Origin of the sequence: Actinospica robiniae DSM 44927, from assembly GCF_000504285.1 — a bacterium.
Taxonomy (GTDB): Bacteria; Actinomycetota; Actinomycetes; order Streptomycetales; family Catenulisporaceae; genus Actinospica; species Actinospica robiniae.
In genome coordinates this window covers 9,735,716-9,761,806 of sequence record NZ_KI632511.1, presented here as the reverse complement: position 1 = coordinate 9,761,806, position 26,091 = coordinate 9,735,716, and the positions used below count along the sequence as shown (strand labels likewise).

At 71.0% G+C, this 26,091-nt stretch carries 25 protein-coding genes; 9 read left to right on the top strand and 16 right to left on the bottom strand.

Features of this window, described 5'->3' with window-relative positions; all coding sequences use genetic code 11:
* Positions 1-118: 118 nt before the first annotated feature.
* Positions 119-838, top strand: a complete 720-nt coding sequence (locus ACTRO_RS41785) for a hypothetical protein (protein WP_034272074.1) — start codon at positions 119-121, stop codon at positions 836-838.
* Positions 839-877: 39 nt separating this feature from the next.
* Here the strand turns inward: ACTRO_RS41785 and ACTRO_RS44675 are convergent, their stop codons facing one another.
* The 4 genes from ACTRO_RS44675 to ACTRO_RS41765 form a co-directional block, all read right to left on the bottom strand.
* Positions 878-1,330, bottom strand: coding sequence for an ATP-binding protein (locus ACTRO_RS44675; protein ID WP_051452212.1), 453 nt, complete (start codon positions 1,328-1,330; stop codon positions 878-880).
* A 39-nt stretch (positions 1,331-1,369) separates the two neighbouring features.
* Complete coding sequence (locus tag ACTRO_RS41775) at positions 1,370-2,233, bottom strand: DMT family transporter (RefSeq protein WP_034272071.1); 864 nt, start codon at positions 2,231-2,233, stop codon at positions 1,370-1,372.
* Between the two features lie 76 nt (positions 2,234-2,309).
* Positions 2,310-3,341, bottom strand: a complete 1,032-nt coding sequence (locus tag ACTRO_RS41770) for an SMP-30/gluconolactonase/LRE family protein (protein ID WP_063628174.1) — start codon at positions 3,339-3,341, stop codon at positions 2,310-2,312.
* A gap of 117 nt (positions 3,342-3,458) precedes the next feature.
* Positions 3,459-5,690 carry an MMPL family transporter gene (locus ACTRO_RS41765; protein WP_034272069.1) on the bottom strand — a complete coding sequence of 744 codons (2,232 nt, stop codon included), beginning with the start codon at positions 5,688-5,690 and terminating at the stop codon, positions 3,459-3,461.
* Positions 5,691-5,901: 211 nt separating this feature from the next.
* On the opposite strand from ACTRO_RS41765, the gene ACTRO_RS41760 reads away from it, so the two are divergent.
* From ACTRO_RS41760 to ACTRO_RS41750, 3 genes are read left to right on the top strand one after another with little or no spacing between them, the layout of a single operon-like run.
* Positions 5,902-6,384, top strand: coding sequence for a DUF1269 domain-containing protein (locus ACTRO_RS41760; protein WP_034272066.1), 483 nt, complete (start codon positions 5,902-5,904; stop codon positions 6,382-6,384).
* A 34-nt stretch (positions 6,385-6,418) separates the two neighbouring features.
* On the top strand, positions 6,419-7,297 hold the full coding sequence (locus ACTRO_RS41755) for an alpha/beta fold hydrolase (protein WP_034272064.1): 879 nt from the start codon (positions 6,419-6,421) through the stop codon (positions 7,295-7,297).
* Positions 7,294-8,337, top strand: a complete 1,044-nt coding sequence (locus tag ACTRO_RS41750) for an Rv2578c family radical SAM protein (RefSeq protein ID WP_084316943.1) — start codon at positions 7,294-7,296, stop codon at positions 8,335-8,337. The genes ACTRO_RS41755 and ACTRO_RS41750 overlap by 4 nt, the downstream gene beginning before the upstream one ends.
* On the opposite strand, the gene ACTRO_RS44670 is transcribed toward ACTRO_RS41750, so the two are convergent.
* A complete protein-coding gene (locus tag ACTRO_RS44670; RefSeq protein ID WP_051452210.1) occupies positions 8,338-9,414 on the bottom strand; it encodes a GGDEF domain-containing protein in 1,077 nt (358 codons plus the stop codon). It abuts the gene before it with no gap.
* 246 nt (positions 9,415-9,660) lie between these two features.
* Here ACTRO_RS44670 and ACTRO_RS50625 point away from each other — a divergent pair, with 246 nt between their 5' ends.
* Positions 9,661-10,932: an aromatic acid exporter family protein gene (locus ACTRO_RS50625; protein ID WP_084316942.1), complete on the top strand. Its 1,272-nt coding sequence runs from the start codon at positions 9,661-9,663 to the stop codon at positions 10,930-10,932.
* Positions 10,933-11,013: 81 nt separating this feature from the next.
* The gene (locus tag ACTRO_RS41735; protein ID WP_034272062.1) at positions 11,014-11,634 is read left to right on the top strand and encodes a DUF4232 domain-containing protein; all 621 of its coding nucleotides are present in this window, start codon (positions 11,014-11,016) and stop codon (positions 11,632-11,634) included.
* Between the two features lie 40 nt (positions 11,635-11,674).
* Here the strand turns inward: ACTRO_RS41735 and ACTRO_RS41730 are convergent, their stop codons facing one another.
* From ACTRO_RS41730 to ACTRO_RS41715, 4 genes are all read right to left on the bottom strand, one after another.
* Positions 11,675-12,106 (bottom strand): cupredoxin domain-containing protein, encoded by a 432-nt coding sequence (locus ACTRO_RS41730; RefSeq protein WP_034272060.1) that lies wholly within the window; start codon positions 12,104-12,106, stop codon positions 11,675-11,677.
* Positions 12,107-12,278: 172 nt separating this feature from the next.
* Entirely contained in the window at positions 12,279-13,211 is a 933-nt protein-coding gene (locus ACTRO_RS41725) for a class I SAM-dependent methyltransferase (protein WP_034272059.1), read from the bottom strand.
* Positions 13,212-13,289: 78 nt separating this feature from the next.
* Positions 13,290-15,698, bottom strand: a complete 2,409-nt coding sequence (locus ACTRO_RS41720) for a glycoside hydrolase family 65 protein (protein ID WP_051452637.1) — start codon at positions 15,696-15,698, stop codon at positions 13,290-13,292.
* Positions 15,698-16,507 (bottom strand): HAD family hydrolase, encoded by an 810-nt coding sequence (locus ACTRO_RS41715; RefSeq protein WP_245594641.1) that lies wholly within the window; start codon positions 16,505-16,507, stop codon positions 15,698-15,700. The genes ACTRO_RS41720 and ACTRO_RS41715 overlap by 1 nt, the downstream gene beginning before the upstream one ends.
* A gap of 256 nt (positions 16,508-16,763) precedes the next feature.
* Between ACTRO_RS41715 and ACTRO_RS41710 the strand changes: the two genes are divergently transcribed.
* Positions 16,764-18,518, top strand: a complete 1,755-nt coding sequence (locus ACTRO_RS41710) for an ABC transporter ATP-binding protein (protein ID WP_034279045.1) — start codon at positions 16,764-16,766, stop codon at positions 18,516-18,518.
* A gap of 1,262 nt (positions 18,519-19,780) precedes the next feature.
* Here ACTRO_RS41710 and ACTRO_RS41705 read toward each other — a convergent pair.
* The 3 genes from ACTRO_RS41705 to ACTRO_RS41695 form a co-directional block, all read right to left on the bottom strand.
* Positions 19,781-21,208 carry an NF041680 family putative transposase gene (locus ACTRO_RS41705; RefSeq protein ID WP_084316941.1) on the bottom strand — a complete coding sequence of 476 codons (1,428 nt, stop codon included), beginning with the start codon at positions 21,206-21,208 and terminating at the stop codon, positions 19,781-19,783.
* A gap of 603 nt (positions 21,209-21,811) precedes the next feature.
* On the bottom strand, positions 21,812-22,156 hold the full coding sequence (locus tag ACTRO_RS41700) for a hypothetical protein (protein ID WP_157436744.1): 345 nt from the start codon (positions 22,154-22,156) through the stop codon (positions 21,812-21,814).
* 116 nt (positions 22,157-22,272) lie between these two features.
* Entirely contained in the window at positions 22,273-22,704 is a 432-nt protein-coding gene (locus ACTRO_RS41695; RefSeq protein ID WP_034272055.1) for a MarR family winged helix-turn-helix transcriptional regulator, read from the bottom strand.
* A 94-nt stretch (positions 22,705-22,798) separates the two neighbouring features.
* Here ACTRO_RS41695 and ACTRO_RS41690 point away from each other — a divergent pair, with 94 nt between their 5' ends.
* Positions 22,799-23,218: a GlcG/HbpS family heme-binding protein gene (locus ACTRO_RS41690; RefSeq protein ID WP_051452208.1), complete on the top strand. Its 420-nt coding sequence runs from the start codon at positions 22,799-22,801 to the stop codon at positions 23,216-23,218.
* A 25-nt stretch (positions 23,219-23,243) separates the two neighbouring features.
* Here ACTRO_RS41690 and ACTRO_RS41685 read toward each other — a convergent pair whose 3' ends face one another.
* Positions 23,244-23,720 carry a hypothetical protein gene (locus tag ACTRO_RS41685; RefSeq protein ID WP_157436743.1) on the bottom strand — a complete coding sequence of 159 codons (477 nt, stop codon included), beginning with the start codon at positions 23,718-23,720 and terminating at the stop codon, positions 23,244-23,246.
* A 95-nt stretch (positions 23,721-23,815) separates the two neighbouring features.
* Positions 23,816-24,187: a hypothetical protein gene (locus ACTRO_RS41680; protein ID WP_051452207.1), complete on the bottom strand. Its 372-nt coding sequence runs from the start codon at positions 24,185-24,187 to the stop codon at positions 23,816-23,818.
* 179 nt (positions 24,188-24,366) lie between these two features.
* Here ACTRO_RS41680 and ACTRO_RS41675 point away from each other — a divergent pair, with 179 nt between their 5' ends.
* Complete coding sequence (locus ACTRO_RS41675) at positions 24,367-24,783, top strand: hypothetical protein (RefSeq protein WP_051452206.1); 417 nt, start codon at positions 24,367-24,369, stop codon at positions 24,781-24,783.
* Positions 24,784-24,792: 9 nt separating this feature from the next.
* Here the strand turns inward: ACTRO_RS41675 and ACTRO_RS41670 are convergent, their stop codons facing one another.
* Positions 24,793-25,170, bottom strand: a complete 378-nt coding sequence (locus ACTRO_RS41670) for a hypothetical protein (protein WP_034272051.1) — start codon at positions 25,168-25,170, stop codon at positions 24,793-24,795.
* 62 nt (positions 25,171-25,232) lie between these two features.
* Positions 25,233-26,081 (bottom strand): PaaX family transcriptional regulator, encoded by an 849-nt coding sequence (locus ACTRO_RS41665; protein WP_034279041.1) that lies wholly within the window; start codon positions 26,079-26,081, stop codon positions 25,233-25,235.
* Positions 26,082-26,091 lie beyond the last annotated feature (10 nt).

Sequence of the window (26,091 nt, the reverse complement as noted above, 5' to 3'; positions counted from 1 at the left end):
ATCACAGAATCCAGACCATTACTCCGAAAGCATCAATTCCGTCAGGAACGGACAACCCGGGTGGATCCTCGCCGGTCTAAGGGTGAGGATGTCGCCAGCAAGAGAACGGGGACCGGGGATGGACGACCAGGCACGCGAGCGCACGATCGCGCAGGCCGAGGCGGACGCGCAGACGATGGCCGGCGAGCTCGAACGCCTCGTCGAGGCGCTGCGGGTGGCGCGGGAGGAGGCCGGGATCGCGACCACCGAGACGCCGCTTGCCCCGGCCGCCGCGCCGTCACCCTGGCCGCTGACCCCGTCGCCCGAGCTTGTGTGGGCCGCGAGCCCGCCGCCGTGGCCGCCGACGCCGACGCCGACGCCGCCCAGCCGGCCGCGCCGGCCGTTCAGCTCGGCCCTCGGGCTCGCGGCAGTGGCCGTCGTCGGCATGGTCGGCGCCGCCATCGTCACCGTCGCGCGAGACTCGTCCGCGAGCTCCGGCGGCGGCAACGGCATGGCGCCGATCCCATACACCCAGACGGCTTCCACGGCATCAGTGTCCGCACATAGCGAGTCGGCTCTGCCGCTCGGTTCGGCCGCACCGGCCCTGGTCGCGACCCCGACGGCCACCGCCTCCTCGTCCTGGACGGGGGGCGGGCACTGGCACCACTCGCACGGGCAGCACGCCGCGCCCGGCTACTACCCCTCGACCGTGGAGGACCAGGAGCTGCTCGCCAGGGCGCTCAAGCAGGCCGAGGAGGCGGAGGCGCAGGAGTTGCAGTCGCTCGCGCAGAGCACGTCCTCGCCGACGCCGAACATCCCCCGGCTGCCGCCCTACATCGCGCAGCACCGGAGGCGGTAGGGCGCGCTCAAGAATCGCGGCCCCCGGCAGCGCGATTCCTCAGCCCGGCAAAGGCACCGGCTCGCGCAACGTCAGTATGCCGATGTCCTCCTCGACCTCCCAGCTCGGTTCGCCCATGAGCGCGCGCAGCAGGGTCCAGCTCAGGCCGTCCGGCTCGGGTTCGGCGACCGGGTTCGGTCCGCTCACGGTGACCCGCAGCTCCCCGCCCACCTCCGCGAAGACCAGCGCCAGGCCGCCGACCGACTCGTTCGCGCCGCCGCCCGCGAGGAAGAGCGAGCAGGCCTCGTCCACCGCGAGCCGCAGATCGTTCGCCTCGCCGGGGGGCAGGTCGAGCAGGCCGGCCACGTGCGCGGCGGTCGCCCGGGCGAGCATGAGGAAGTCCTTGTCGGCCGAGAAGCACAGCGTGGCCAGCAGCCGCGGCGCCGGTCGGAACACGGCCGCGCGCTCGGTCCGGCCCAGCCCGTCCTCGCCGTCCGTCCGCTCTTCTCGCACGTCTAGCGGGTAACCGGTCGGTGTCCGGTCAAACGGCGATCACTGGACCGGGTGCTGCGGCTGCACCCCGGAGATGGCCCGGGCCAGCACGATCACGCCCGCGCAGACCAGCGCCACCCCGATCACCTCGGGCACGAGCCACCAGCCGGTGCGCACGCTCTCGCCGAAGAGGGTGACCCCGAGCAGCAGGCTCACCGTCGCGTCCCCGATGGTCAGGGCCGGCTGCGAGGCGGCCAGCGACCCGGCCTGCAGCGCGTTCTCCAGCAGCAGCACGCTGGCGATGCCGGTGACCGCGAAGCCGTAGGTCTGCCAGGTGCTGAAGAACGCGCCGAGCCCCTGGTCGGAGAGGGTGCCGGTGGCGGATTTGATCAGCGCCGCGGTCATCGCGTTGCCCACGGCGGCGGCCGAGCCGAGCGAGGCGGCGCGCACCAGGGAGGAGGTCGAGACCCGCGCGAGCAGGACCGCGACCACCATCAGGCCGTAGCAGCCGATGATGGCCGGGATCCACGCCGTCATCGGCGCGAACGCCGAGTCCCCGCTCGGCGCGGCGGCCGCGAGCAGCGTCGCGAGGCCGAGCACCACCCCGGCGACGCCGTACCAGCCGGCCGGGGGCATCCGGCGGTGCAGCAGCGGTCCGGCGATCATCAGCGCGAACGGGAGCTCGAGCACGAACAGCGGCTGCACCAGGGCGATCGGGCCGTTGTAGAGCGCCAGCGCCTGGAACAGGAAGGCGAAGATCACCCCGACGATGCCGAGCAGCCAGGCCGGCTGCCGGACCAGCGCGAGCAGGAAGCGCAGCCCGCCGCCCGACTTCATCGGCGCCGCGGCCTTGCGCTGGAACGCGGTGCCGGCGGCATTGCTCGCGGCGCCGCACACGGCGAAGATTACGGCGAGGGCATCCATGGCACCACGAATGATGCCCGGTGCGCACCGTTCGGCTCAACTGCCACGCCGGGTTGAGGTCCGCTCAGTGGACCACTCAGTCCTCCAAGGCCGCCGCCCGCCCCGTGCCTCCCGCCCGAGCCGCCGTCAGATCCGGGCCGATCCGGGCCATCTCGATCCGGCCGCGGTGCAGCCGTCCGGCCACCTGCGGATCGTCCGAGGGCGCCGTCGCGGCGAACAGCAGGTCCCGCTTCTCGCCCCCGACCACGCAGCTGAGGGTGTGTTGGCTGGTGCGCACCCGCTCGAAGATGTGGCCGCCCTCCCCCACCCGCACGCACTCGCCGCGCAGCGCGTTGGCCACCCAGACCGAGCTGCCGTCGGCCGCCAGCGCGATCCCGTCCGGCGCGATCGGCGAGGTCGACCGGTCCGCTATGGCCGGCCGGTCCAGCAGCGCCGAGACCCGCCGGGCCGCCCGGCCGACCCAGCCGGGGTGGTTGAGCGCCGCCCACATCCCGTCCGGCACGAGCGGGGCCCAGGTACGCCCGTCCACCAGCACGCCGCTCTCGTCGATGCGCAGCGCCCGCAGCCGCAACCCGAGCGTCTCGGCCACCACGAACGTGCCGTCCGCGGTGAGCACGCAGCCGTTGGGGAAGGCCAGCGGCTCGCTCAAGCCGAGGCGGGTGCCGTCCGGGGCGATGCAGACGATCGGGGTGCGCGGCGGGCCGGGCGGGGTGTAGAGCGCCGCGCTCGGGCGCTCGCGGACGAACGCATGGTAGTCGAACCCGAAGTTGCCCACGTAGGCGCGGCCGAGGTGGTCGACCAGCATGTCGTTGGCCGGGCCGCGGGCCACGTCGCCCAGCTCGGCGTGCACGGCCAGCGTCCCGTCGGGCTCGCGCCGGTAGACCCGGTGCTCGTCCATGGAGACGGCCAGCAGCCGGCCGTCCGGCAGCCAGCCGAGCCCGGCCGCCCGCCCGGGGATCTCGGCCTCGACCCGCGCTCCCTCCTCGAGCGTCCAACGGTGCACCGTGCCGCGCGCCATGTCGCTGAACCAGAGCGCGCCCTGGTGCCAGCGCAGGCATTCCGGCTCGCCGAGGCCGGTCAGCACGGGGGTCGTGGTCCGCTTGGTCACACAGGCTCCTTCGGCATGATGCGGCACCATGTGTGAGGCGACACGCCGAGTGATGCCACACAAGCATCATGCAGCACGATGCCGCGGATGTGGAGCACCACCGCCCCGAACGACCCGTCAGGCCTCCTGCGCGTCGCCCTCCGGGTTGATGTGCGGCAGGATCCGGTCCAGCCAGCGCGGGACCCACCAGGCGCGCCGGCCGAGCACCGTCATCACCGCGGGCACCAGCAGCAGCCGCACGACCGTGGCGTCGATCAGGACGCTGACGGCGAGTCCGAGCCCGAGCATCTTGACCACGATGTTGTCGCTGAGCAGGAACGCCGCGAACACGCTCACCATGATCATGGCCGCGCAGGAGATCACCCGCGCGGTGACCTCGATCCCGTGCGCGACGCTGTCCTTGGCCGCACCCGTACGCAGCCAGTACTCGTGTACACGTGAGAGCAGGAAGACCTCGTAGTCCATGCTCAGCCCGAAGACGATCGCGAACATCATCATCGGCACGTAGCTCTCGATCGGCACGTCGCCGGAAACGCCTAGGGCCGGACCGCCCCAGCCCCACTGGAAGACGGCCACCACCACGCCGTAGGACGCCGCGATCGAGAGCAGGTTCAGCACGGCCGCCTTCAACGCGACGAGCAGGCCGCGGAAGACGCACAGGATGATCAGGAACGCGAGCGCGACCACGACCGCGATGATCAGCGGCAGGCGGCTGGCGATGAGCTCGGTGAAGTCCATCTGCGCCGCGGTCGTGCCGGTCACGTACGTCTGCGCGCCGGTGCCCGCGACGGCGTTCGGCAGCACCGTGTCCTTCAGGTTGTTGAACAGGTCCGTGGTCCCCTTGGCCTGCGGGATGGTCGTCGGGATCACGGTGGACACCAGCACATTGCCGTTGCCGACCGGCTGCACCGGGGTGGCGCTGGCCGCGCCGGGCACGTGCATCAGGGCATTGTTGACGTTCGAGGCGAGCGCGGCGCGGTTCCCGGAGGGCACCGAGGCCTGGTCGACGGTGACGGTCAACGGCCCGTTGGCGCCGGGGCCGAAGCCGGTGGAGATCAGGTCGAAGGCGCGCCGGTCGGTGAAGCTGGTCGGGTCGGCGCCGTCGTCGATGTGGCCGAGCTGGATGAACACAAGCGGGATCGCGAGGATGGCCAGCACGATGACGCCGGTGGCGAGGAACCACCACGGCCGCCGCTCCACCCGCCGGGCGTAGCGCTCCCAGAAGCCCTGCTTGCCGCCCTCGGTGTCCGGCTCCCGTTCGGCGATCGGCCGGCGCAGGTGCAGCGCGTCGATCTTGCGGCCGATCAGCCCGAGCAGCGCCGGAACCAGGATGAGCGCGCCGGCCACCGCGGTGATCACGGTGATCGCGGCGGCGATGCCGAGCCGGCCGATGAACTGGATCTGCGAGACGTAGAGCCCGGCGAGGGCGACCACGACGGTGGTGCCGGAGACCAGCACGGCGTGTCCGCTGGTGGATACGGCCCGGCCGGCGCCGGTGACCGGATCGGCCCCGTCCATCAGCTGCTGGCGGTGCCGGGTGAGCAGGAACAGCGCGTAGTCGATGCCGACGCCGAGCCCGATCATGGTGGCCAGGGTCGGCGAGACGCTGGCGAAGGTCAGCGCGGCGGCGACCAGCCCCAGGATGGCCAGTCCGACGATCACGCTGATCAGCGCGGTCAGCAGCGGCACGATCGAGGCGATGACGCTGCCGAAGCCGACCAGCAGCACGATGATCGCGACGCCGAAGCCGATCGCCTCGCTGGTGCGGTCCGAGCTGGCGGGCCGGGCGAGTTCGCCGAGCGGACCGCCGTATTCGACCTCGACTCCGGCCGCCCGCAGCGGGGCCACCGCGTTGTCCACGCCGTTGAGGTACGAGGTGCCGTAAGAGCTCGGATTCTGGGCGAAACTGATGTTGATGTAGCCGATCTGCCCGTTGGCGGAGAGCGCGGCCGGGTTCTGCGGCACCGTGGAGGAGGGCAGCGGGCTCTGCACGGACAGCACGTGCGGCAGCTTCTGGAGCGACGCGATGGTCTGGTTGACCTGGCTCTGCACCGAGCTCAGCGGGGCGCTGGAGTCGCTGAGCACGATCGTCGCGCCGGTGCCGCCGTACCCGGGGGCGTTCTGCTGGAGCACCTGGGCGCCCTGGTAGGACTGGGTGCCCGGCAGCGAGAAGTCGTCGGAGTAGGTGCCGCCGAAGGAGGCGTGCAGTGCCTGCAGCACCGCGAGCGCGACCAGCCAGCCGATGATCACCGGGAGGGCGTGCCGGGCCGAGAACTCGCCCATCCGGCGCAGCACGCCGCGCTTGGTGTGCCCCGACGGGCGGTCAGGTCGCTGCTGCTGCACGGTCATCGGCGCTCCGAGCGGGCGGTGGGCCGGGGCCGGGGCGGCCGACGGCTCATAGCCATTGTCCGGGTGATGGCCTGTCAGGATGCGGATGAACAGGGCCGAAGGAGTGAACTTCGCGGGACCGGAAGCGCGGGCCGGGTGGCTCGGCGGTGTACCGGGAGGGCGAAGGTGAGATCTGCTGATCAGATGATCCCGCGAGCGCAAGGAGCCTGACGTGTCCGACCTCATCGTCATCGCCTACGACGACAAGGCCACCGCCGACGAGGCCGCGGCCCGGGTCGAGGAGCTCGGCAAGGCCGGGCTGCGGCTGCACGGGATCGCGGTCGTCTCCAAGGACGAGCAGGGCTACAGCCACGTCGACACCCCCGGCAACGTCACCGGGGTGAGCGCGGCCGGCGGCGCGCTGTTCGGCAGCGTGTTCGGCCTGCTCTTCCTCGTTCCGTTCCTCGGCGCCGCGGTGGGCGGAGCCGTCGGCGCGCTGTGGGGCTCGATGCGCCAGCACGGCGTGGGCGACGAGTTCCGCAAGCAGGTCAACGAGACGCTCCGGCCCGGCACCGCCGCCGTGGTGATGATGACGAGCGACCCGGCCGACACCAACCTGACCGACACCCTCGGCGCGTTCGGCGGCCGGGTCATGCGCACGAGCCTGTCGGACGAGGACGAGCGCGCGCTGATCGCCGAGATCGGCGAGGGCTGAGCTGCCGAACCCAGCCGTATGGCACGATCCTGCCATGCCTACCTTCACAGCTCCCGACGGCACCCCGCTCGCCTACGACTTGAAGGGCGAGGGGCCCGACCCGCTGATCGTCATTCCCGGCGGCCCCCTGCGCGAGCCGGCCTACCTCGGCGATCTCGGCGGCCTCGCGGACCGCCGTCCCCTGGTGATCCTGCACCTGCGCGGCACCGGCCGCTCAGCCATCCCGGCCGACCACCACAGCTACCGCGCCGACCGCATGGTCGCCGACGTCGAGGCGCTGCGCGAGCACCTCGGATACGAGCGCGTCGATCTGGCCGCCCACTCGGCCGGCGGCACGCTGGCCCTGCTCTACGCCGCCGAGCACCCGGACCGTATCAGCAGCCTCACACTCATCACCCCGAGCCTGCGCCCGCTCGGCCTCGGCCCGACGGACGAGCACCGCAGCGAGGCGAAGCAGGCGCGCAGGCACGAGCCGTGGTACGCCGACGCCCTCGCCGCCGAGCACCGCATCGACGAGGACGAAGAGAACGCCACCGCGGAAGACTGGCTGTGCTACGCAAGGTTCTCCTACGGCCGATGGGACGACGAGATCGCGGCCTACGAGACCGCCTCGGCCGACCAGTTCCACAACGGGGCCGGCGGCTCGATGTACGCCCTGCCCGCGGCGCTCGACCCGGAGCGGACCAAGGCGAAGCTCGCGACGTTGACCGCCCCCGTGCTCATCCTCGCCGCCGAATACGACTCGGTCCCGCGCCCCCACGTCGCCGAAGCGGCCGCGAAGTTCTTCCCGGACGCACGCGTGGCCGTCCAGCGGCACGCCGGCCACTTCCCTTGGATCGACGACCCGGCCGAGTTCCTGCGCCTGATCACACTTGACGCGGATTCGAACATGCGTTCTATAGTGACGGGGTGAGATGGTCCGGGCAGCTGATCGACGGTAGCGAGGCCGAACCGGCGCAGGAGGCGCTGTTCGGCGCGGGAGCGGTGGTGCGCACGTTCGACACCCCGGGGTTCCGCGGCAGCACGTTCTACGAGGTGCGCGCGAAATCGGTGCTCAACCACGTCACCGCCGACTCCTGGATGTTCAACTGGACCATCAACCCGTATCGCGGCTGCGGCCATCGGTGCGTCTACTGCTTCGCCAGGAAGACGCACAGCTACCTCGACTTCGACACCGGGCTGGACTTCGACACCCGGATCGTGGTCAAGGTCAACGCGCCCGAGGTGCTGCGGCGCGAGCTGGCGCGGCCCTCGTGGCAGCGCGAGCCGGTGGCCATGGGGACGAACGTGGACTGCTACCAGCGGGCCGAGGGGCGCTACCGGCTGATGCCGGAGATCATCAGCGCCCTAGCCTCGTCCGGGACGCCCATGTCGATCCTGACCAAGGGCACCCTGATGCTGCGCGACCTGCCGCTGCTGCTCAGCGCCTCCCGCGACGTGCGCGTCTCGCTGAGCATGTCGATCGGGCTGCTCGACCAGCCGCTGTGGCGCTCGGTCGAAGCGGGCACGCCCAGCCCGGCCCGCCGCCTCGACGCGGTCCGCACCCTCGCTGATTCCGGGCTCGGCTGCTCGGTGCTGATGGCGCCGATCCTGCCGTATCTGTCCGATTCACCCGAGCAGCTGCGCGCCTGCGTCGAGGCGCTGGTGCAGGCCGGTGCCAGCTCCATCACTCCGCTGGTGCTCAACCTGCGCCCGGGCTCCCGCGAGTGGTATTTCTCCTGGCTGGAGGCCAACCACCCGCACCTCGTCCCCCGCTACCGTGCCCTCTACCGCCGCGGCGCCTACGCGCCGTCCTGGTACACCGAGCGCATAACCGGCGCGGTCCGCTCGTACGCCCGGGAGCTCGGCCTCACCCGCTCAGAGCCGCCGCGCCCCCGGCCCGAGCCCGCACCAGAGCCCGAGCCGGAGACGGCGGAACCGCAGGCCACCCAGCTCTCGCTTTGGGATGCCTAGCTAGACGCGCGCCACGGCCTGGTCGCGGCCGGCGGCCTTCGCCGCGTAGAGCGCGGTGTCGGCTTCGGCCATGAGCTCAGTCGGGCTCGAGCCGTTCCCCACCGGGCCGGGGTCGGTCGCGGCGCCGACGCTGACGGTGATCGGATGCTCCCAGTCGCGCGCATGCGTGCGCACGGTCTCGCACAGGCCGTGGGCCTGGGCGGCGGCGTCCTCCGGGCCGCAGTCCGCGAGCAGCACGGCGAACTCCTCACCGCCGATCCGGCCGACCAGGTCCGTCGCGCGGAACGAGGAGTAGAGCAGGGCGCCGAGGCGGCGCAGCGTCTCGTCGCCGGCCTGGTGGCCCCAGGAGTCGTTGACCAGCTTGAAGTGGTCGATGTCCACGAGCAGCACCGCCCAGGGCGGGCCGCCGCGGCCGCGCCGGGCGTGCTCGCGGGCCAGCGCCTCGTCGAAGCCGCGCCGGTTGGTCAGGCCCGTCAGCGCGTCCGTCCTGGCCAGCCGGGCGAGCGCTTCGCGCAGGCGCAGCGCCTGGCCCTGCACGCGCACCACCATCCAGCAGACCACCACCAGGGACGCGCTGGCCTCGATCCACAGCACCACGCCGTCCACGCCCCGGTTGAGCGAGGCCAGCGCGGCGAAGACCAGCGCGGCGATGCCGGCGGTGACCCAGGCCACCCGGGCCGTGAGCACGGCCGCGGAGAAGGTGACCGGCCAGGTCAGCAGCAGCGGGCCGAGCTCGTCCGGGGACTCGTCCATCGAGGTGGGCAGGCAGATGAGGATCGCGGCGGTCGAGGGCATGCTGTTGGCCAGCCAGCCGGGCAGCCGGCGCCGGGTGCGCAGCAGGTAGATGCCGAGCGCCGCCACACAGGCGCTGAGGCCGAAGTTCACGTGCCGGGTGAGCGCGGGGAAGGGCTCGCCGCGCACGTCGTAGAGCACCGTGATCAGGACCACCAGCGCGGACGCGGCGATCATCAGTCCGCCGCCGACGTTCTTCACCGCCCACTGCCGTGAGTCGGCGCCGCCCGACCCGTCGGCCAGAGCCTCGGGCGCGCTCGCGTTAGCCGTGCGAAGCTCGGTCATGCCGCCTCGCTCCCCTGCCTAGGTGCTTCGGTTCCCTTCGCGTCGAGCCGTGCGTTTGCGGCTCCCTAGCTTCGAGCCAATCACAGCCTCGGCGCGCGCGGAACCGGCCGAACGGGTGATCACGATCACCCGTTCGGCCCTGGAGGCCGGTGCGTCGGTCCGGCCGACCCCCATCGTTCGGGTCAACGGAGGTGACGAGGCGGCGGCGCGCGAGCATCACCACGAGGTGAGCCGATCATGACGGGCATGGCGGGCATGCCGGGCGTCCCGGGGGTGACCGACGCCAAAGTCAAGCTGAAGCGCGCTCGGCGCGACCCGGTCGTGGCGCAGATCCTGCGCGCGACGGCCGCCGCCACGCTCGCCTACGTGATCGCGCTCTACGCCAGCGCGAACCCGGCTCCGCTCACCGCCCCGCTCACCGCGCTGCTGGTGGTGCAGGTCACCCTGTACTCGACGCTGACCACCGGCGTGAAGCGGGTGAACGCGGTCGTGATCGGGGTGCTGATCGCGAGCCTGTTCAGCTCGATCACGGGGCTGTCCTGGTGGAGCCTCGGGCTGATCATCCTGGCCGCGCTGGCGGTGGGCCAGTTCGTGCGGGTGGACGAGTTCGTCAACGAGGTCGCCATCAGCGCGATGCTCGTGCTCGGGGTGAGCCAGCTGGCCTCGCAGGCCTGGGACCGGGTGGTCGAGACGCTGGTCGGAGCCGTGGTAGGACTCGGCTTCAACCTGATCTTCGCCCCGCCGGTCTGGGTGGACCCGGCCGCCCAGGCGGTCGAGGACCTGGCCGGGCGGATGAACGCGCTGCTGCAGGCGATGGGCCGGGAGCTGGACGCGCCTCCGGTGGTGGAGCAGATCGAGGCCCGGCTCTACGAGGCGCGCCGGCTGGACCAGTACGTGGCCGAGGTCGACGACGCGCTGCGCCGTGCCGAGGACAGCCTGCGGTTCAACCCGCGGGTGAGCGAGGGCCTGCTCTCCCGGCTGACCCTGCGCACCGGCCTGGACACGCTGGAGATCTGCGTGGTCGTGGTGCGGGTGCTCACCCGCTCGCTGACCGACCTGGCCAAACGCCGCCACGGCGACGAGCCGCTGTTCGCGCAGGACGTCGGCACCGGTCTCGAGCAGACCTTCACCCACGTCGGAGAGGCCCTGGTCAACTTCGCCGAGCTGGTCACCGCGCAGGTCAGCGCCAACGCGCAGCAGGCCGAGGAGGACCTGGCCGAGCAGCTGGCGGCGGCCTGGACCAGCCGGGACGAGGCGGCCCAGCTGCTGCTGAGCCGGGTCCGGCTGCACCCGCACGCCTGGCAGCTGCACGGGGCGATCCTGGCCGAGATCGACCGGATCCTGGACGAGCTCGACCTCGAGCACCGCTCGCGGCGGCTGATGGAGGAGCTGGACACCGCGGCCGGCGAGCGGCGGCGCCAGTACGCCCGGCTCGGCCCGCTCGGCGCCTTGCTGCGCCGGGGCGGTCCGCGCTGGTGGGCGCGCTGGCGGGCCCGGCGGCGGCGAACACGCCGCTGACCCGATATGCCGCGATCGCCGCGCACCGCGTGGGAGCATGCCGCATGGACGGCCCCTTCGAGGCGGATGGACGTGCGCTTTATGGAACGGTTCCGGTCGGCCGCGCTGGCGGGGATCGCCGTCGTCGGGGTCCTGGTCGCAGCGGGCTGCGGTACCTCGACCCGGGACACGGCCGCCGCTCGGCCGCGCGTGGCTGACAGCACGTCACCCGCCGCGGCGGCGAAGCCCACCCCTTCGGTGCCACACGGTCCGCTGCCGATCTCGGGGCGCTGCACCACCGCAGAGCTCTCCATCACCCCGGCCAGCCGGCGCACCGTCACCGGCCTCGACGTGGAGCAGTTCCTGGCCACCGACACGGGCGACGTCGCCTGCTCGCTGGACGGCTCCCCGGTGCTCACCCCCTACGGCCCGCTCACCGCGACGTCCACGACGGTCAGCGACATCGCCGCGTCCCAGCAGGACTTCGACGGGGACGACGAGGGCGACACCACCGTGTCGATCGACCTGCAGCCGGGACAGGCCGCGGCCTTCGACCTGGCCTGGTGGCCCGCCTCGACGGTGGTGTGCGAGCAGGCCACCGGGTTCGGCTTCCGGGCGCCGGACGACCCGGACTGGAACACGACGCACCGGGTGGCCTACAAGTTCGGCCCGATGTGCGACGGGCTCTTCTACGTCTCCACACTGAGGCCGCCGACGCGCTGAGAGGCGCGGCAGAACGCTTCGGCGGCCGCGCACGTCTCCCCTACTGGACGGTGAGCGTGCCGTGCATGAACGGGTGGATCGTGCACGTGTAGGGATAGGTGCCGGGCGCGCTCGGCGCCTTGAACGTCGTGGTCGCGTTCGCCGCGATATCTCCGGTATTGAAGGACTTCGCCGAGTCGCTGGCGGTCACCGTGTGCGTCGTGGTGTCCTTGTTGCTGACCGTGACGGTGGCTCCCGCCGCAACGGTGAGGGCGGCCGGCGAGAACGCGAAGTTCTGGATCGTGATCGTACTGGCGGTCGCGCCCGGAGTCCCGGAGCTCGACGGCGTCGTGCCCATACCGGCGGAGGCGGAGCCGGCTCCGCCGGGCGTCGTGGTGGTGGGGGTGGAGCTCGGACTCGACGAGGAGCAGCCCGCGAGCAGGAACATCGACCCGCCGGCGGCGGCGAGCAGGCTTCGGCGACTGGGGTTCACGGCGTGGTCCTTTCGACTACGGTGCGCGGCGGCCGGCAGGCGGACTCGCGCGAGGGCTCCTCCATCAGCGCGCGTGTCCGGGGAAACGCGGCGGTGGAAACGCCGGTACGCAGCTCGGGCCCACCCGCTTGGCGCAAGCGGGTGGGCCGAATGGGTGACGGAGCCTAGAACGTCAGGAGGGTTCGCCGTCCCACTGGAAGTGCCACACGATCGTCTCCGGCGTGCTCCAGCCGGCCCGCATCGCCACCGGGACCAGCGCGCCGAGGCTCCAGGGCCAGCCCGTCCACGGCCCGGGGTCGGAGGTCGGCTCCGGGGCCGGGCCGTCCGCATACCTCGCCACCTGCTCCTCGCAGCGGCGGACGCGCAGTCCCGCCGCGAGCGCGGCCCGCAGGTAATCAGTGGGCTGATGCCGATAGGTGGCCGCGAGGCCGGGTTCGCCGTTCGGGCCGGGCGCCTTGACCACCGATCCCCGGAAGACGTGCTCGACGTGGATGTCGGAGATCACCAGATCGCCGCCGGGACGCAGCACCCGGGCGAACTCGGACATCACCGGTCCGAGGTCGGGCACGTGACACAGCGCGAGCGTGGTCACGACCACGTCGACCGAGTCGTCCGGCAGCGGCAGGTGCTCGAGCGAGCCCTCGCGGAAGTCCACTCCCGGCAGCAGCTTGCGAGCCGACGCGAGCATCTCCGGCGAGCTGTCGACGCCGATGACCTCGTGCCCTGACTCGTGCAGATAGCGGGCGACGCGACCGGTGCCGCAGGCAGCGTCCAGCGCGACGCCGGCGGAACGTCCGTCGAGGATCTCCTGGATCATCCGCTCGGCTCGGCCGAACATGGCGGTGCCGAATGGGTTCTGATATCCCAGCTCTGCTTCGTAGTTATCAGCCCACTGGCGGTACGCGGTCTGCGTGTCCGCGCGCAGCACCTGCACACCCGGCCCGTTCAGCGCCGGATCCTCGAGCAGCCGCCGCACCTCGTCGAGCCGCGCGTGCACGAACTCCTCGTCGAAGTCCCCTGCCCAGGCCCGCAGCAGTGCGATCCCCTCCAATCCGACCAGGAACGCGAGTGGATGCTGGTATATTTCAGGGCGCTGATGGGTCATGGCGGGCAGGCTAGACCGGGCCCGCCGTAGCGCGCCACAGGTTTTCCCCGCCCGCCGCCGTTGCCACGGCGCGACAGCTCAGGTCACGCCCTCCTCGCAGGCGTTCGGCCGCGCGCTGTCGGCGACCCGGTGCACCGGCACCCGCCCCGGCGGCTGGCTGGGCGCGGCGCGCTCCGGCGGCTGCCACACCGGCAGGATCAGCGGCGCGCCGGGCTCCACGTGCACGGTGCTGCCGTGGTGGGTCAGGCTCAGGCCAGTGTCACCGGTGAGCCGGTAGCTGACCTTGTCCGGGCGCACGTCGACCCGCAGCAGCCGGCCCTCGATGACGAGGCCGAAGCAGAGCTTGGTCCAGCCCTCCGGCAGCCGCGGGGCGAAGGAGAGCCCTGACGCCGTATGGCGCATCCCGCCGAAGCCCGCCACCAGGGCGATCCACGCGCCCGCCAGCGAAGCCAGATGCAGGCCGTCGGCGGTGTTGCGTTCGAGGTCGTCGATGTCCATCAGCGCGGCCTCGCCCAGGTAGTCGTAGGCGAGCGAACCGCAGCCGGTCTCGGCCGCGATCACGGCCTGGCTGCACGCCGAGAGGGACGAGTCGCGCACGGTCAACGGCTCGTAGTAGTCGAAGTCGCGCTGCTTCTCCTCCGGGCTGAACGCGTCCGAGCGCATGTGCAGCGCGAGTACCAGGTCGGACTGCTTGACCACCTGGGTGCGGTAGAGCTGGAAGTACGGGAAGCGCAGCAGCAGCGGATAGTCCTCGGCCTTCGTGGCGCCGAAGTCCCAGCGCTCGTGGTCGGTGAAGGACTCCGACTGCGGATGCACGCCCAGGCTATCGTCGTAGGGCACGTACATCGCGAGCGCCGCGTCCTTCCAGCGCTCGGTCTCCTCCGCGGACACGCCGAGCTCGTCCGCCTCGCGCTGGTGCTTGGCCGCCAGCTCGACGGCCGCGAGCAGGTTCTGCTGCGCCATCAGGTTCGTGTAGATGTTGTCGTCGGACAGGGCGCTGTACTCGTCCGGGCCGGTCACCCCGGCGATGCGGAAGCGGCCGGCCTGGTCGGTGTGCCCGAGTGAAACCCACAGCCGCGCCGTGTCGACCAGCAGTTCGAGCCCTTCGCCGCGCTCGAAGTCGACGTCGTCGCTGGCCCGGACGTAGCGCACGACCGCGTCGGCGACGTCCGCGTTGACGTGGAACGCCGCGGTGCCGGCCGGCCAGTACGCGGAACACTCCTCGCCCTTGATCGTGCGCCACGGGAACGCGCAGCCGGCCAACCCCAGCTGCGCGGCCCGCTCGCGCGCGGCCGGCAGGGTGGAGTGGCGCCAGCGCAGGGCGTGCGCGACCGAAGGGGCGTCGAGGTAAGAGAGCACCTGCAGGACGAAGCTCTCGGTGTCCCAGAAGGCGTGGCCGTCGTAGCCGTCGCCGGTCAGGCCCTTGGCCGGGATCGCCCGGCTCTCCGCCCGCACCGCCGCCTGGAAGAGCTGGAACAGCGCGAACCGCACGGCCTGCTGGATCTCGGCGTCGCCGTCGATCTCCACATCGGCGCCGCGCCAGAACTCGTCGAGGCAGGCACGCTGCTCGGCGGCGAGCGCGTCCCAGCCGCCGAAGGACGCGGCCGCGAGGCCGGCGTCGACCTGGTCGCGCACCGCGGGCAGGGACCGGCTGGCGGACCAGCCGTGCGCGACGAACTTGGTCAGCCGCAGCGTCTGGCCCGGGTTGAGCAGCCCGCCGGTGGTGAAGCGGCCGAGGTCGGGCTCGGACTCTATCTGCGCGCCGAGCTCGCCGGGCACCGGCCCGTCCTCGTCGAAGACCTCGTACCGGTGGTCCATCGCCGCGGCCACCCGCAGGCCGCTGCGACGCACCGTGTGCACCAGCGTGACGCGGGTGTCCGCGGCCACGTGCAGGTCGCTCACGAGCGCGTTGACCGGGGTGGCCGCCGCGCGCGGGTCGCCCTGGTGCACCGGGAGCTCTTCGTTGGCGACCAGTTCGGACTGGAGCACCACCCGGGCCGGGCCGTCGAGCGGCTCGACCTCGTAGCGCACCGCGGCGATGGCCCGCTGGGTGAGCGAGACCAGCCGGGTCGAGCGCACCCGCACGGTGCGCCCGGCCGGGGAGGTCCACACCACTTCGCGCTTCAGCACGCCCGCGCGCAGGTCGAGGACGCGGCGGTGCGAGACGCAGGTGCCGTAGCGCACGTCGAAGGGCTCGTCGTCCACCAGCAGCCGGATGATCTTGCCGTTGGTGACGTTGATGACGGTCTGCCCGGACTCCGGATAGCCGTAGCCGGCCTCCGCGTACGGCAGGGGCCTGAGTTCGTGCACGCCGTTGAGGTAGCTGCCGGGCAGGCCGTGCGGCTCGCCCTCGTCCAGCGTGCCGCGCCAGCCGATGTGGCCGTTCGACAGCGCGAACAGCGACTCCGAGTGCGGCAGCAGGTCCACCGGGAGCTCGCTCTCGACGAGCGTCCACGGCTCGATGTCGAAGCACGGATGGCCGACGATCATCCGGCCGCCTCCGCCGTGAGCAGTTCGGCGAGGTCCTTGACCACCACGGTCGCCCCGTGCCGGCTCAGCCGCTCGCCCTGCCCGTCGCCGAGCCGGTCCACGCCCACCACCACGCCGAAGCCGCCGGCCCGGCCGGACTCCACGCCGGCGAGCGCGTCCTCGAAGACGGCCGCGGCCGAGGGCTCGACGTTCAGCGCCTTGGCGGCGGCGAGATAGGAGTCCGGCGCCGGCTTGCCCTTCAGGTGCTGGGAGGTGACGTCGTTCCCGTCGACGGTGGTGTCGAAGAGCCCGTCGATCCCGGCCGCCTGGAGCACGGCCGCGCAGTTGGCGCTGGAGGTGACCACGGCGCACAGCCGCCCCTCCGACTTCGCCGCCCGCACGAAGCGGACCGAGCCCTCGAACACCTGCGGTCCGTGCTCGTTGAGGAGGGTCAGGAACGCGTCCTGCTTCGCCGCGCCGACGGCGTGCACGGAATTCATGCCGGACGGGTCGTTCTCGGTGCCCTCGGGCAGGTGGATGTCGCGCGAGGCGAGGAAGTCGCGCACGCCGTCCTCGCGGGGCTTGCCGTCGACGTACTCCTCGTAGTCGTGCTCCTTGTCGAAGGGCTTGTACTCGAGGTGGTGCTCGGCGTCGTAAGACCGGAGAAAAGTGTCGAAGGTCTGTTTCCAGGCCGTGGCGTGCAGGCTCGCAGTCCGGGTGAGCACCCCGTCGAGGTCGAACAGACAGGCGCGAATGCCCGGGCCGAGACCGTCCACGCCGGACGGGCCCGGGCCCGTTCCCGAGGGGGCGTCCATCCCCTTGTTCATCGAGCTCCTCCATCGGTCGAATCCGCGGAACGACAGCGTCATGCGTCGCGAGGTGCGGGTAACCGACCCGGGTCGGGGTTAAACGGTTGAACCCGGCAGGCAACGGTACCCGGGGGCGCCGCCGCGGCCCGGCTGACGCGCCGTTGATCGTCTCCGCGGCGCCGCTCGCCGTCCGGAGTGTGGAAACCCCTCCCGTCCCGCTCGCCCGGCTTGAAAGCATGGGGTGTACCTGTGTGAACGCTTCTGGAGCCCGCTCATGGCCGACTGCGCCACGTCCATCGACCACCACTACCGCGGCGAGCACCCGCTGCGAACGCTCGCCTTCCTGTGCCGGGAGGACCGGCTGCGTCTGACGATCGGCGCCGCGCTGTTCGTCGTCAAGTCCAGCCCGACCTGGCTGCTGCCGCTGATCACCGCGAACGTCGTCGACATCGTGGTCACCCACCAGCCGGTGTTCCGGCTCTGGTTCAACTGCGGGCTGCTGCTCGGCCTGCTGCTGCTCAACTTCCCCGGCCACCTGCTGTACGTGCGCTGCTACAGCCCGGCGATCCGGCGGATCAGCAACACCCTGCGGTTCGCGCTGTGCCGGCGGCTGCAGGAGCTCTCGATCGGCTACCACACCCGGACCAGCTCCGGCGTGCTGCAGACCAAGGTCGTGCGCGACGTGGAGACGATCGAGCAGATGCTGCAGCAGGCCACCGACGGCGGCCTGGGCGCACTCTCCAGCCTCGTCGCCGGACTGATCATCATCTCGGTGCGCACGCCCGCGTTCCTGCCGGTGTTCCTGCTCGTGGTCCCGGCCGCCGCCTTCGTGGTGATGCGGCTGCGCTCCCGGCTGCGCACCCAGAACGAGACCTTCCGGGCCGAGGTCGAGCAGCTGAGCAGCCGGGTGCTGGAGATGACCGCGCTGATCCCGATCACCCGCGGCCACGGCCTCGAGCGCAGCGCGATCGAGCGGGTCGACGGCACGCTGCGGCGGGTGCGCAAGGCCGGGCTGACCCTCGACCTGACGAACGGGAAGTTCGGCGCGCTCAGCTGGATCACCCTCAACACCCTCGGCGTGGGCTGCCTGGCCGCGGCCGCGCTGATCGCCTACTACGGCACCTTCGGCGTCACCCCGGGCGACGTGGTGATGCTCAGCGCCTTCTTCTCCAGCCTCACCGGCTCGGTGATCGCGCTGCTGAACCTGGCGCCGGTGATCAGCAAGGGCCTGGAGTCGGTGCGCTCGGTCGGCCAGGTGCTCGAGGCGCCGGACCTGGAGAGCAACGAGGGCAAGGATGTGGTCGCCGGCGCGGCGGGCGCCTTCGAGTTCAAAGACGTCAGCTTCGCCTACCCGGACGCGGTCCGGCCGTCGGTGGACGGATTCAACCTGTCTGTCGAAGCCGGCGAGACGGTCGCGCTGGTCGGCGCCTCCGGCGCGGGCAAGTCGACCGTGCTCAACCTCGTCATCGGCTTCCTGCGCCCGACCGGCGGCCGGATCGAGCTCGACGGCGTGGACATGGAGACCCTCGACCTGCGCACCTTCCGCCGCTTCGTCTCGGTGGTGCCGCAGGAGACGATCCTGTTCGAGGGCACCATCCGGCAGAACGTCAGCTACGGCCTCGAGAACGTCACCGACGAGGCGATCGTCAAAGCGCTCCAGGACGCGAACGCCCTCGAGTTCGTCGAGCAGCTGCCGGCCGGCCTCGACACCGTCGTCGGCGAACGCGGCGCCCGCCTCTCCGGCGGCCAGAAGCAGCGCCTCGCCATCGCCCGCGCCGTCATCCGCGACCCCCGCGTGCTGATCCTCGACGAGGCCACCTCGGCCCTCGACACCCGCTCCGAGGCGCTGATCCAAGAAGCCCTCGCCCGCCTGATGCGCGGCCGCACCACTTTCGTCGTCGCCCACCGCCTCTCCACCATCCGCGACGCCGACCGGATCGTGGTCATGGACGGCGGCCAGGTGGCGCAGGTCGGCACGCACGAGGCGCTGCTCAGGTCGGAAGGAACCTACGCTCGCCTCAATGCCTGACGCGCCTTTACCTCGGCCCTGGCACCTACGCTTCGCTACGGTGCCAGGGCCTACATACGAGCGCATGGCAAGCTGCCGCTATTCGGGGCACGGCCCCGAGTGCCGCGCTGCGCGACCCTCGCACGCTCGGGAACCCAACCAGCACAGGGCTCTAGAGCGAATTGATGATCGGCTGGGTACAGGTGGGGCGTGGTGGCTTGTCGGGTCGGGGTGGTCGTCGTGGCGGGGGCGGCCGCTTCGCGTCGCCCGGTTTGTGTGAACACCCGCCCACCCGTTGCGTTGGCGGGGCGGGCTGGGGTTTCAAGATTGAAAGGCGCCGCTGGCAGGCCCTTCCCTCGGAGAGAGATGCCGGAGTTTGTGGGTGCTGGCGTTGGCGGGGCGGGCTGGGGTTCGGGGTGGTCGGGTTGCGGGGGCGTGCTCTCTCCTCGGCCGGTCCCCGGAGGCAATCAGGAACCTGCCGGGAGCTCAAGCGGCGGTGACTTGGGCTGATGCTCGATTCTGCATCGCGCCGCTTGACCTCCCGACAGAACCCTGATCGGGCTTCGCCTGCCCGACCGAGGAGGGAGCCCACCCCGTGGGGAGCAGTGCGAGCTGCGCTCGGGCCGAGTCCCCATCCCGTGGCCCGGTCGCGCTCGGTGCGGAAGAATCCTGCATCGCCGTTCTGGTCCGTTCTCCTCTTCTCTCCTACTTCAACGCGGGGGAACGCGCCCGAGTTCCCCGGAAATATCCTTGATTTTCCCTAACCGGCAAAGGGCGGATACACGGTTTTTGTCGGTAGCGGCGTTTAACATGGAAACGTACAGGGTTGTCAGGGCTCGTGACCGGAGGGGTAAAGGACGGAGTGGCCGGGCAGATGGCGTCAGAAGTGTGACTCAAGGCGGCGCACGATTTCCCTTCGGGGTGCGACCGGGCCACGCGATCCCGTGCAGTTGTGAGCACGGGGTGGATCGGATCAGGGCGATGCTGAATCCTTCCGCATCGAACGGGGCCGGCCTGCGGGATTCTGCCGCGAAGTCAGGGATCGAGGCCGGTCACACCAAGGCGGTGCAGGATTCAGCAGCAAGTGCGAACCAGACGCCGATGCCCTCGCACGGATCAAGGATCCGGATGGCAGGGCCACGACGATGCAGGATCCTTCCGCATCGAGCACGACCCGACCACCGGACGGGACCCGGCCCTAGCGCAGCGCACACCACTCCCCCAGGGGGTGAGCTCTCTCCTCGGTCGGGCAGGCGAAGCCCGATCAGGGTTCTGCCGGGAGGTCAAGCCTTAAGATTTAACCATTGGTGATCATGGTCGGGTGTTTTCGATGTCGCTCGTTCATGGCTTGTGCCGGTCTTCTTACCGGCTGGGTGGCGTGTGCGCGGTGGCCGGGTCGTGCCCGTCGGGCGGCCGGGGCCGGCGGTGGTGGGTTTCGGCTTTGCGGCGGGGGTGCCGATTTTCCGTGCCAGTACGGGGAAACCCCGGCGGACCCGGCCGGGTGTCGGGATCCGGTCTGGGGGTGTCGGGCGCTGCCAGGGCAGGCGCAGGTGAGCGCCGAGCCGGCGGGCGAGCCTGAGCTGGGTGTATGCGGTGATGGTCAGCCAGGTCCAGCGGTCGGCCTGCTCCGGGGTGCCCACCTGCGGCGCGGTCCAGCCGAGCGACTGCTTGAAGAACCTGAATGTATGCTCGATATCGAATCTCCGCAGATAGGCCGTCCAGAGCTGATCGAGGTCGAACCCGGTCCCGGGCCTCGCGTGGTGCCAGAGCCACAGGTCCTGCGGTGCGCGGCCGCCGGGCAGGCGCTGGGTCTGGACCCTGATCAGGGTGCCGGGCAGGCGCGGCAGTTGCTGCGCGTGCTCGCGCCAGGCGCCCTGGCGCTCGAGCTTCTGGTGCAGCCCGTGCCAGGCGGTCACGATCGTGCGCCCGCAGCGCGGCGAGTCCCGCTCGACGCGCAGGTCCGGGTCGTGCCAGGTGCCCGGGTCGGCGATCGCGAAGCGTCGGCCGTGCACGGGCGGGCGTCCCGGGGCACCGCGCGGGCGCGGCACCGGGTCGCCGTAGTAGACCCGGTCGCGGCGCACCCGTCCGAGAATCTGCCTCTCCAGGCCCCGGCCGGCGGTCAGATAGGCGATCCGGGTCAGGTCGTAGCCGGAGTCGAACACGAACAGTGCGGCAGGGCGCCCGTGCGAGAGCCCGGCGGCGGCGCAGCGCTCGAGCACCGCTTCGACCTGCGCGACGGTGACCGCGGTCGCGTCCTCGGCCACGGCGAGGCGGCGCGCGTCGAGCGGTGCGCACCACGAGTGCGCGCCCCACTCCAGCCCGACCGCGACCGAGTACGGCCATCCCGGCACGGTGCCGCGCCGGTTGCCGCACGCACACGAGTGATGGCAGTGGTGGCGCTCGCGTGCGCACTCGGCGTGCGGACGATGCCACGAAGAGACATCGATCGCGAATTTCAACGGTCCGTCATCCAAGGGTTCCCACACGCTGGTGATCAATCCGGCCAATGCCGGCACGTCGATCTCGCCACTGGCCACGGCGTCGTACAGGGCCCCGTGACCACGACGAAACGGCCGCTGCAGCGACAACTCGGCGAGCGAGCGCACCCGACCGTCCGTCGCGAGTACCGCATCGACGAGATCGAACAAAGAATCCGCGCGCCGCGCGAAGCAGCCGTGCACCCCGGCCCGAAACCCCCGCAGAACCTTCAACGACCCCCCGCCCCCGGCCGCGCGGGACTGGCCGGGCTCCTCACGGCATGGCATCATGAGACCCACGGCCACCTACCTTCTTCGTATCCTTCGACAGAAACGAAGAATCGCAGGTGGCCGTGCCGCGCGTCAGCAGAACACCGAAACTCCCCCAGAAACGATCTCGCCGAGGTTAAATCTCAAGCAAGCGGCGCCCTGCAGAATCGAGCATCAGCCCAAGTCACCGCCGCTTGACCTCCCGGCAGGTTCCTGATTGCCTCCGGGGACCGACCGAGGAGAGAGCACGCCCCCGCAACCCCACCACCCCGAACCCCAGCCCGCCCCACCAACCACACCACCCCACAGACTCCGGCATCTCTCTCCGAGGGAAGGGCCCGCGCCGGAGGCGAGATCTTGAAACCGCAGGCCGCCCCGCTACGCAACGGGTGGGCGGGTGGTCAGACGAACCAGGCGACGCGAAGCGGCCGCCCACACCCTGACCCGACACGTCATCCCACGCCCCACCAACGCTCATCATCAATGCGCAGCAAGCGGGCTCGTGTCGGCACGGCTCCTGACGGAGGATCGGGCTTGGTCAACTAATCGGACACCGACGGCGATCGATCACCGTACGCCGAGGCGCCTCGCCTGCCTGGACAGCGATCTCCGCGTAACCAGTCCGGCGATCAGAAGAGCTACCCCCAGGCAGATGATGACGCCCACCGGCAGCTGTCGCGCAGCGCGTGCGGCCTGACACTGGTCGATCGAGCCGAGCGACCCGACGTAGATGTGCTCGCCAGAGGAGAATGCCGACCCGCAGGCGTACTGCTGCAGACTCACCCCCACACTCACGGGAACGCATCCCAGGACGACGCCGCCGAGGGCCAGCGCGGCACCGAATGCGGCCACACCGTGCGCTCGGGCGCCGGCGATCGCAGCCCTCAGATCCACGGGCTCTGCCACTTTCATTCCCCTCCCCCGATACCTGAAATAATAGTATCGAGACAGGATGCTGAATTACAAGCTACTGGGACTGCCGCATCACGGCCTCGGACAACCGCCGGCGACCCCCTACTCGAACCCGCTTACTCGAGGATGCGGGTGAGCAGCCGGGTGAGGGTGTCGCGCTCGGTGGGCGATAAGTCGCGCAGGATGTCGCCTTGGGCCCCGGTAAGCGTCGCGTCGAGCTCTTCGAGCCGGCGTTGCCCGGCGGCGGTCAGGGTGATGCGGTTGCGGCGGCGGTCGCTGGGGTCTTGGGTGCGCGCGACGTGGCCTCGCTCGATCAGCTCATTGAGCATCGTGTTCATGTCGCTCTGGTCGATGCCGCACCGTTGGCCGATCCGGACCTGGCTGTCCGGGCCGAACTCGTCGAGCGCGGCGAGGATCGCGAAGTGGTGGGCGTGCCCATCGAGAGCGGTCATCGATTCCACGATGGCCCTGTGCGCCCGCGCGGAAGCCTTGTTGAGCAGCCAGCTCGGTTTGTTACGCAGCCGGGTCGGCGCTTCTCCCATCTCCATGCGCGCAGTCTAGCCAATCTCTTGGCTCGCCCAAGGAACACTGATATGCTTGGTGACACCAAGGTTGGTCATCCCAAGATATTGGAGGGGAACGATGTCACTCACCCTGGACGAGGCGCGGGCGGTCAGCGACCGGGTCCGCGAACACGCCGACAGGCTCGGCGCGAAGGTCACGATCGCCATCGTCGACGACGGCGGGCACCTGCAGGTTCTCGATCGCATGGACGGTGCGTCTCCCATGTCGGCGCGCATCGCCCCGGCGAAGGCGGCCAGCGTCGCCCTGTTCCGTCGCGACGACGCTGACCTGATGCGCCTGCAGCAGGCCTACCCTGCGGTGTTCGCGCAGATAGTCGACGTGGCCGGAACACCCATAGTGGCGGGCAGGGCCGCCCGGTTGATCCGGCGCGACGGCGTGGTCGTCGGTGCGATCGCCATCGCCGGAGGGTCGCTCGAGCAGGACGACGAGTGCGCCGATGCCGGGGTCGGCTCGCTGTCACCCGCCGCGTCGTCATAGTCGACGACCGCACGATCCGTGGCACCTAGACGAGTTCGCAGTCCTCTGTCGTGACGATCAGCGGCGCGCCGAGCATCACGAGGTACTCGGCGCCGCCGCCGGCGGGGAGGGTCCCGAAGGAGGGGATCAGGGCCCAGATTCCCGGGCGGCAGGCGGTGGCGGCCTGGTAGACGCCGCCGGAGAGCTTGGCGGTCGCCTGGTCGAGGACGATCGACCAGCCGAAGCCGTACGGATCGTGGAACTCGAGGCTGATACGCACATCCGCGGGGCTGTAGCCGGCGGCGCAGCGGAAGGAGACGGCGCCGACGACCATGCCTTCGCGCAGGCTCAGCAGGCCTTGCGGAGGCTCGACGATCTCGCAGCCGCTCTCGCCGTTCGGCAGCGGCGAGGCGGCCGCGGGGTCGGGCGGGGCGGAGGTTCCGGCGAGGCCGCCGCCGACGGCGGAGGCGCAGGCAACCACGACGCACAGCGCCATTCCGGTCTTCCATGACGTCAGCCGCATAACGGAAATATTGCCGATACGGCACCGAATTCTCGCCGGCCCACCCCGCGCGCGGCAGCCTTCTGCTCCGTCCGCGCGCGCCCCCGTGCGCCTGGTCACATCGGTCGCGAGGCGCTCGTTGCGTAGATCCGCCGATGCCACCACGCCTTCGGCGTCCCGTCGTACCAGCTCCAGGCGGACGGGTCGGGGTCCGGGCGGGTTCGCCGGGCGAAGTCCGCGTCCAGCGCGGCCAAGACGCGGTGGAGTTCGGTGCGCGGTCGACCCCGGAGCAGACGGGTGGCTTCCTCGAGCGCGTCTCGGACCACGGCGACGTCGTCGTACTGGCAGCCGGGGCACGAGGGCATGTAGGCGGCGACGAGCTCCCGCCGACCCGGTTTTCGCAGGAATCTGCGATAGGCGACGAGATGCCCGGCGACCGTGCCGGGTTCGAAGCGGTGGTAGCTGATATACGGGTGCTGCGACTCCATCACGCGGATCGCGGCGCTCGTCTCCGTGGACAGCCGGTCGATGACGGGTTGGTCGACAGCCCAAGCCCGGGGTCGAGGTTCACTGGCGCGCGCTCGCAGCGCGCTCGGCCGCTTACGCGGCATGGCCCTTTCGGCAGGAGAACATGCGCCCATTATGCCGGAGAACGTATGCTGCGCGAGTGATCCGGACCGGGAAGAAAGCGCGGCGCCTGCTCGTCGGTGACGAGGTGTTTCTCTGGTCGGTTCGGCATGAGCACCTGGCGAACCCGTCCGACTCGACGGCCGGCCGCTACCAGGACTGCCGCGAAATCCTCGTGCTGCGGCGACATGGCACGCATGGCAGGCTCCTGATCACCTTCCGGCAAGGCGCCGGGCGCAGTGTGCCGGACGGGATCGGGCCAGGCGGCGTCGTCGGCACGGCGGACGGGCGCCACCTCAACCTCAACGAGCCGGGCGCGGCCCGGGCCGTGCTCGACGAGGCGGAAGCACGAGGCATCAGCATCGGCGATGCAGTGATCGAACTCGATGGCTGGGAGTTCTACGACGCTGCGGTCGCGCGAATCGAGAGCCGGCGGTCAGCAGCGAATCAACAGTGACATGTCACCTCACCGGCACTCAGCCCAGGTCACTTGCGAGCTCGTGGAGCCTTGGAACGTCACGGCGATAACGCCGAAGATCACATGCTCGCCGGTCGCGATACACGAAGGCGTGCTGCCCATGTTAATGGTGGAATCGTCGCCTTTCGTCCACGGCACCTGCCCGATTCCATAGCCCTCCGTCGTGTCCGTTCCGTCGAGTGTGACGGCGAATTCGGTGGGAGGCTGTCCCGGCTGCCCGCCGACGGTCGAGACGGTGCCGCTGATGACCTGCGTCTGCCGCGACGACCCGACATGGTGGCCGATCCAGAACCCTGCGACGCCAACGATGATGGCGAATAATGCGGCGACCCCCCACGGGACGCGGCGAGAAAGCTCCCCCTGCATGAATTCATCATCAGCCGTGTTTTACGGAACCGTCAAGCGCCGGTCTGAGTTCGGCGCCTGCTTCAGCCTTCGCTGTGGATGACGGCCATGGCGTGCTCGCGAGCGGGGCCGCTGAGGGTCTTGTTCAGCTCGTCGAAGAGCACGCCGGCGCTTTCGCCGCTCCAGCCGGGCGGGAGCAGGCGCAGCGGCAGGCCGGGGTCGCGGTAGGGCAGGCGGCGCCACTGTGTCAGCATCGGGATATACGTCTGGAAGGCTTCGAGCGGCGTGGTGCCGTCGGCCGCCGCGCGGTCGAGCACGGGGCGGTACTGGCGCAGGAAGTCGGCGTACAGGCCGGTCAGCTCGTCAAGGTCCCACCACTGGCGCACCTTGGAACGCAGCTCGCCGAAGGCGATGTGGTCGCCAGCGAATATGTCGACATAGCCTGCCAGGCCTCTGCGTTCCAGGGTGCGGCGGGCCTCGTCGGCCAGGTTGCCCGGGGCGATCCACACCCCGGGCGCGGCGGTGCCGAAGCCGAGCCGGGTCAGGGTCGCGCGCAGCTCGTGCCGCTTCTCGCGCTCGGACTCGGGCACGGAGAAGACCACCAGCAGCCAGCCGTCCTCGGCGCCGGCGCGGACGCGCTCGAAGATGCGCGAGTCGCCTTCGGCGAGCATTTCGAGCGTGCCGCCCTCGAGCGAGTAGCCGGCGGACTTGGCGTGGCGCTCGGGGCGCAGCACGCCGCGGCGCTTGAGCCGCGAGATCGCCGAGCGCACGGCGCGCTCGTCCAGGCCGAGGTCGGACATCAGGCGCACCAGGGACGCGACGGAGAGCCAGTTGTCCTCGCTGCGTGCGTACAGGCCGAACACGCTCAGGATCTGCGGGCCCAGGCGCGTCTCACGCTCGCGCTCCGCCGGTGCCCCCGCCTCGCTCGTCATGGCGGCCAAC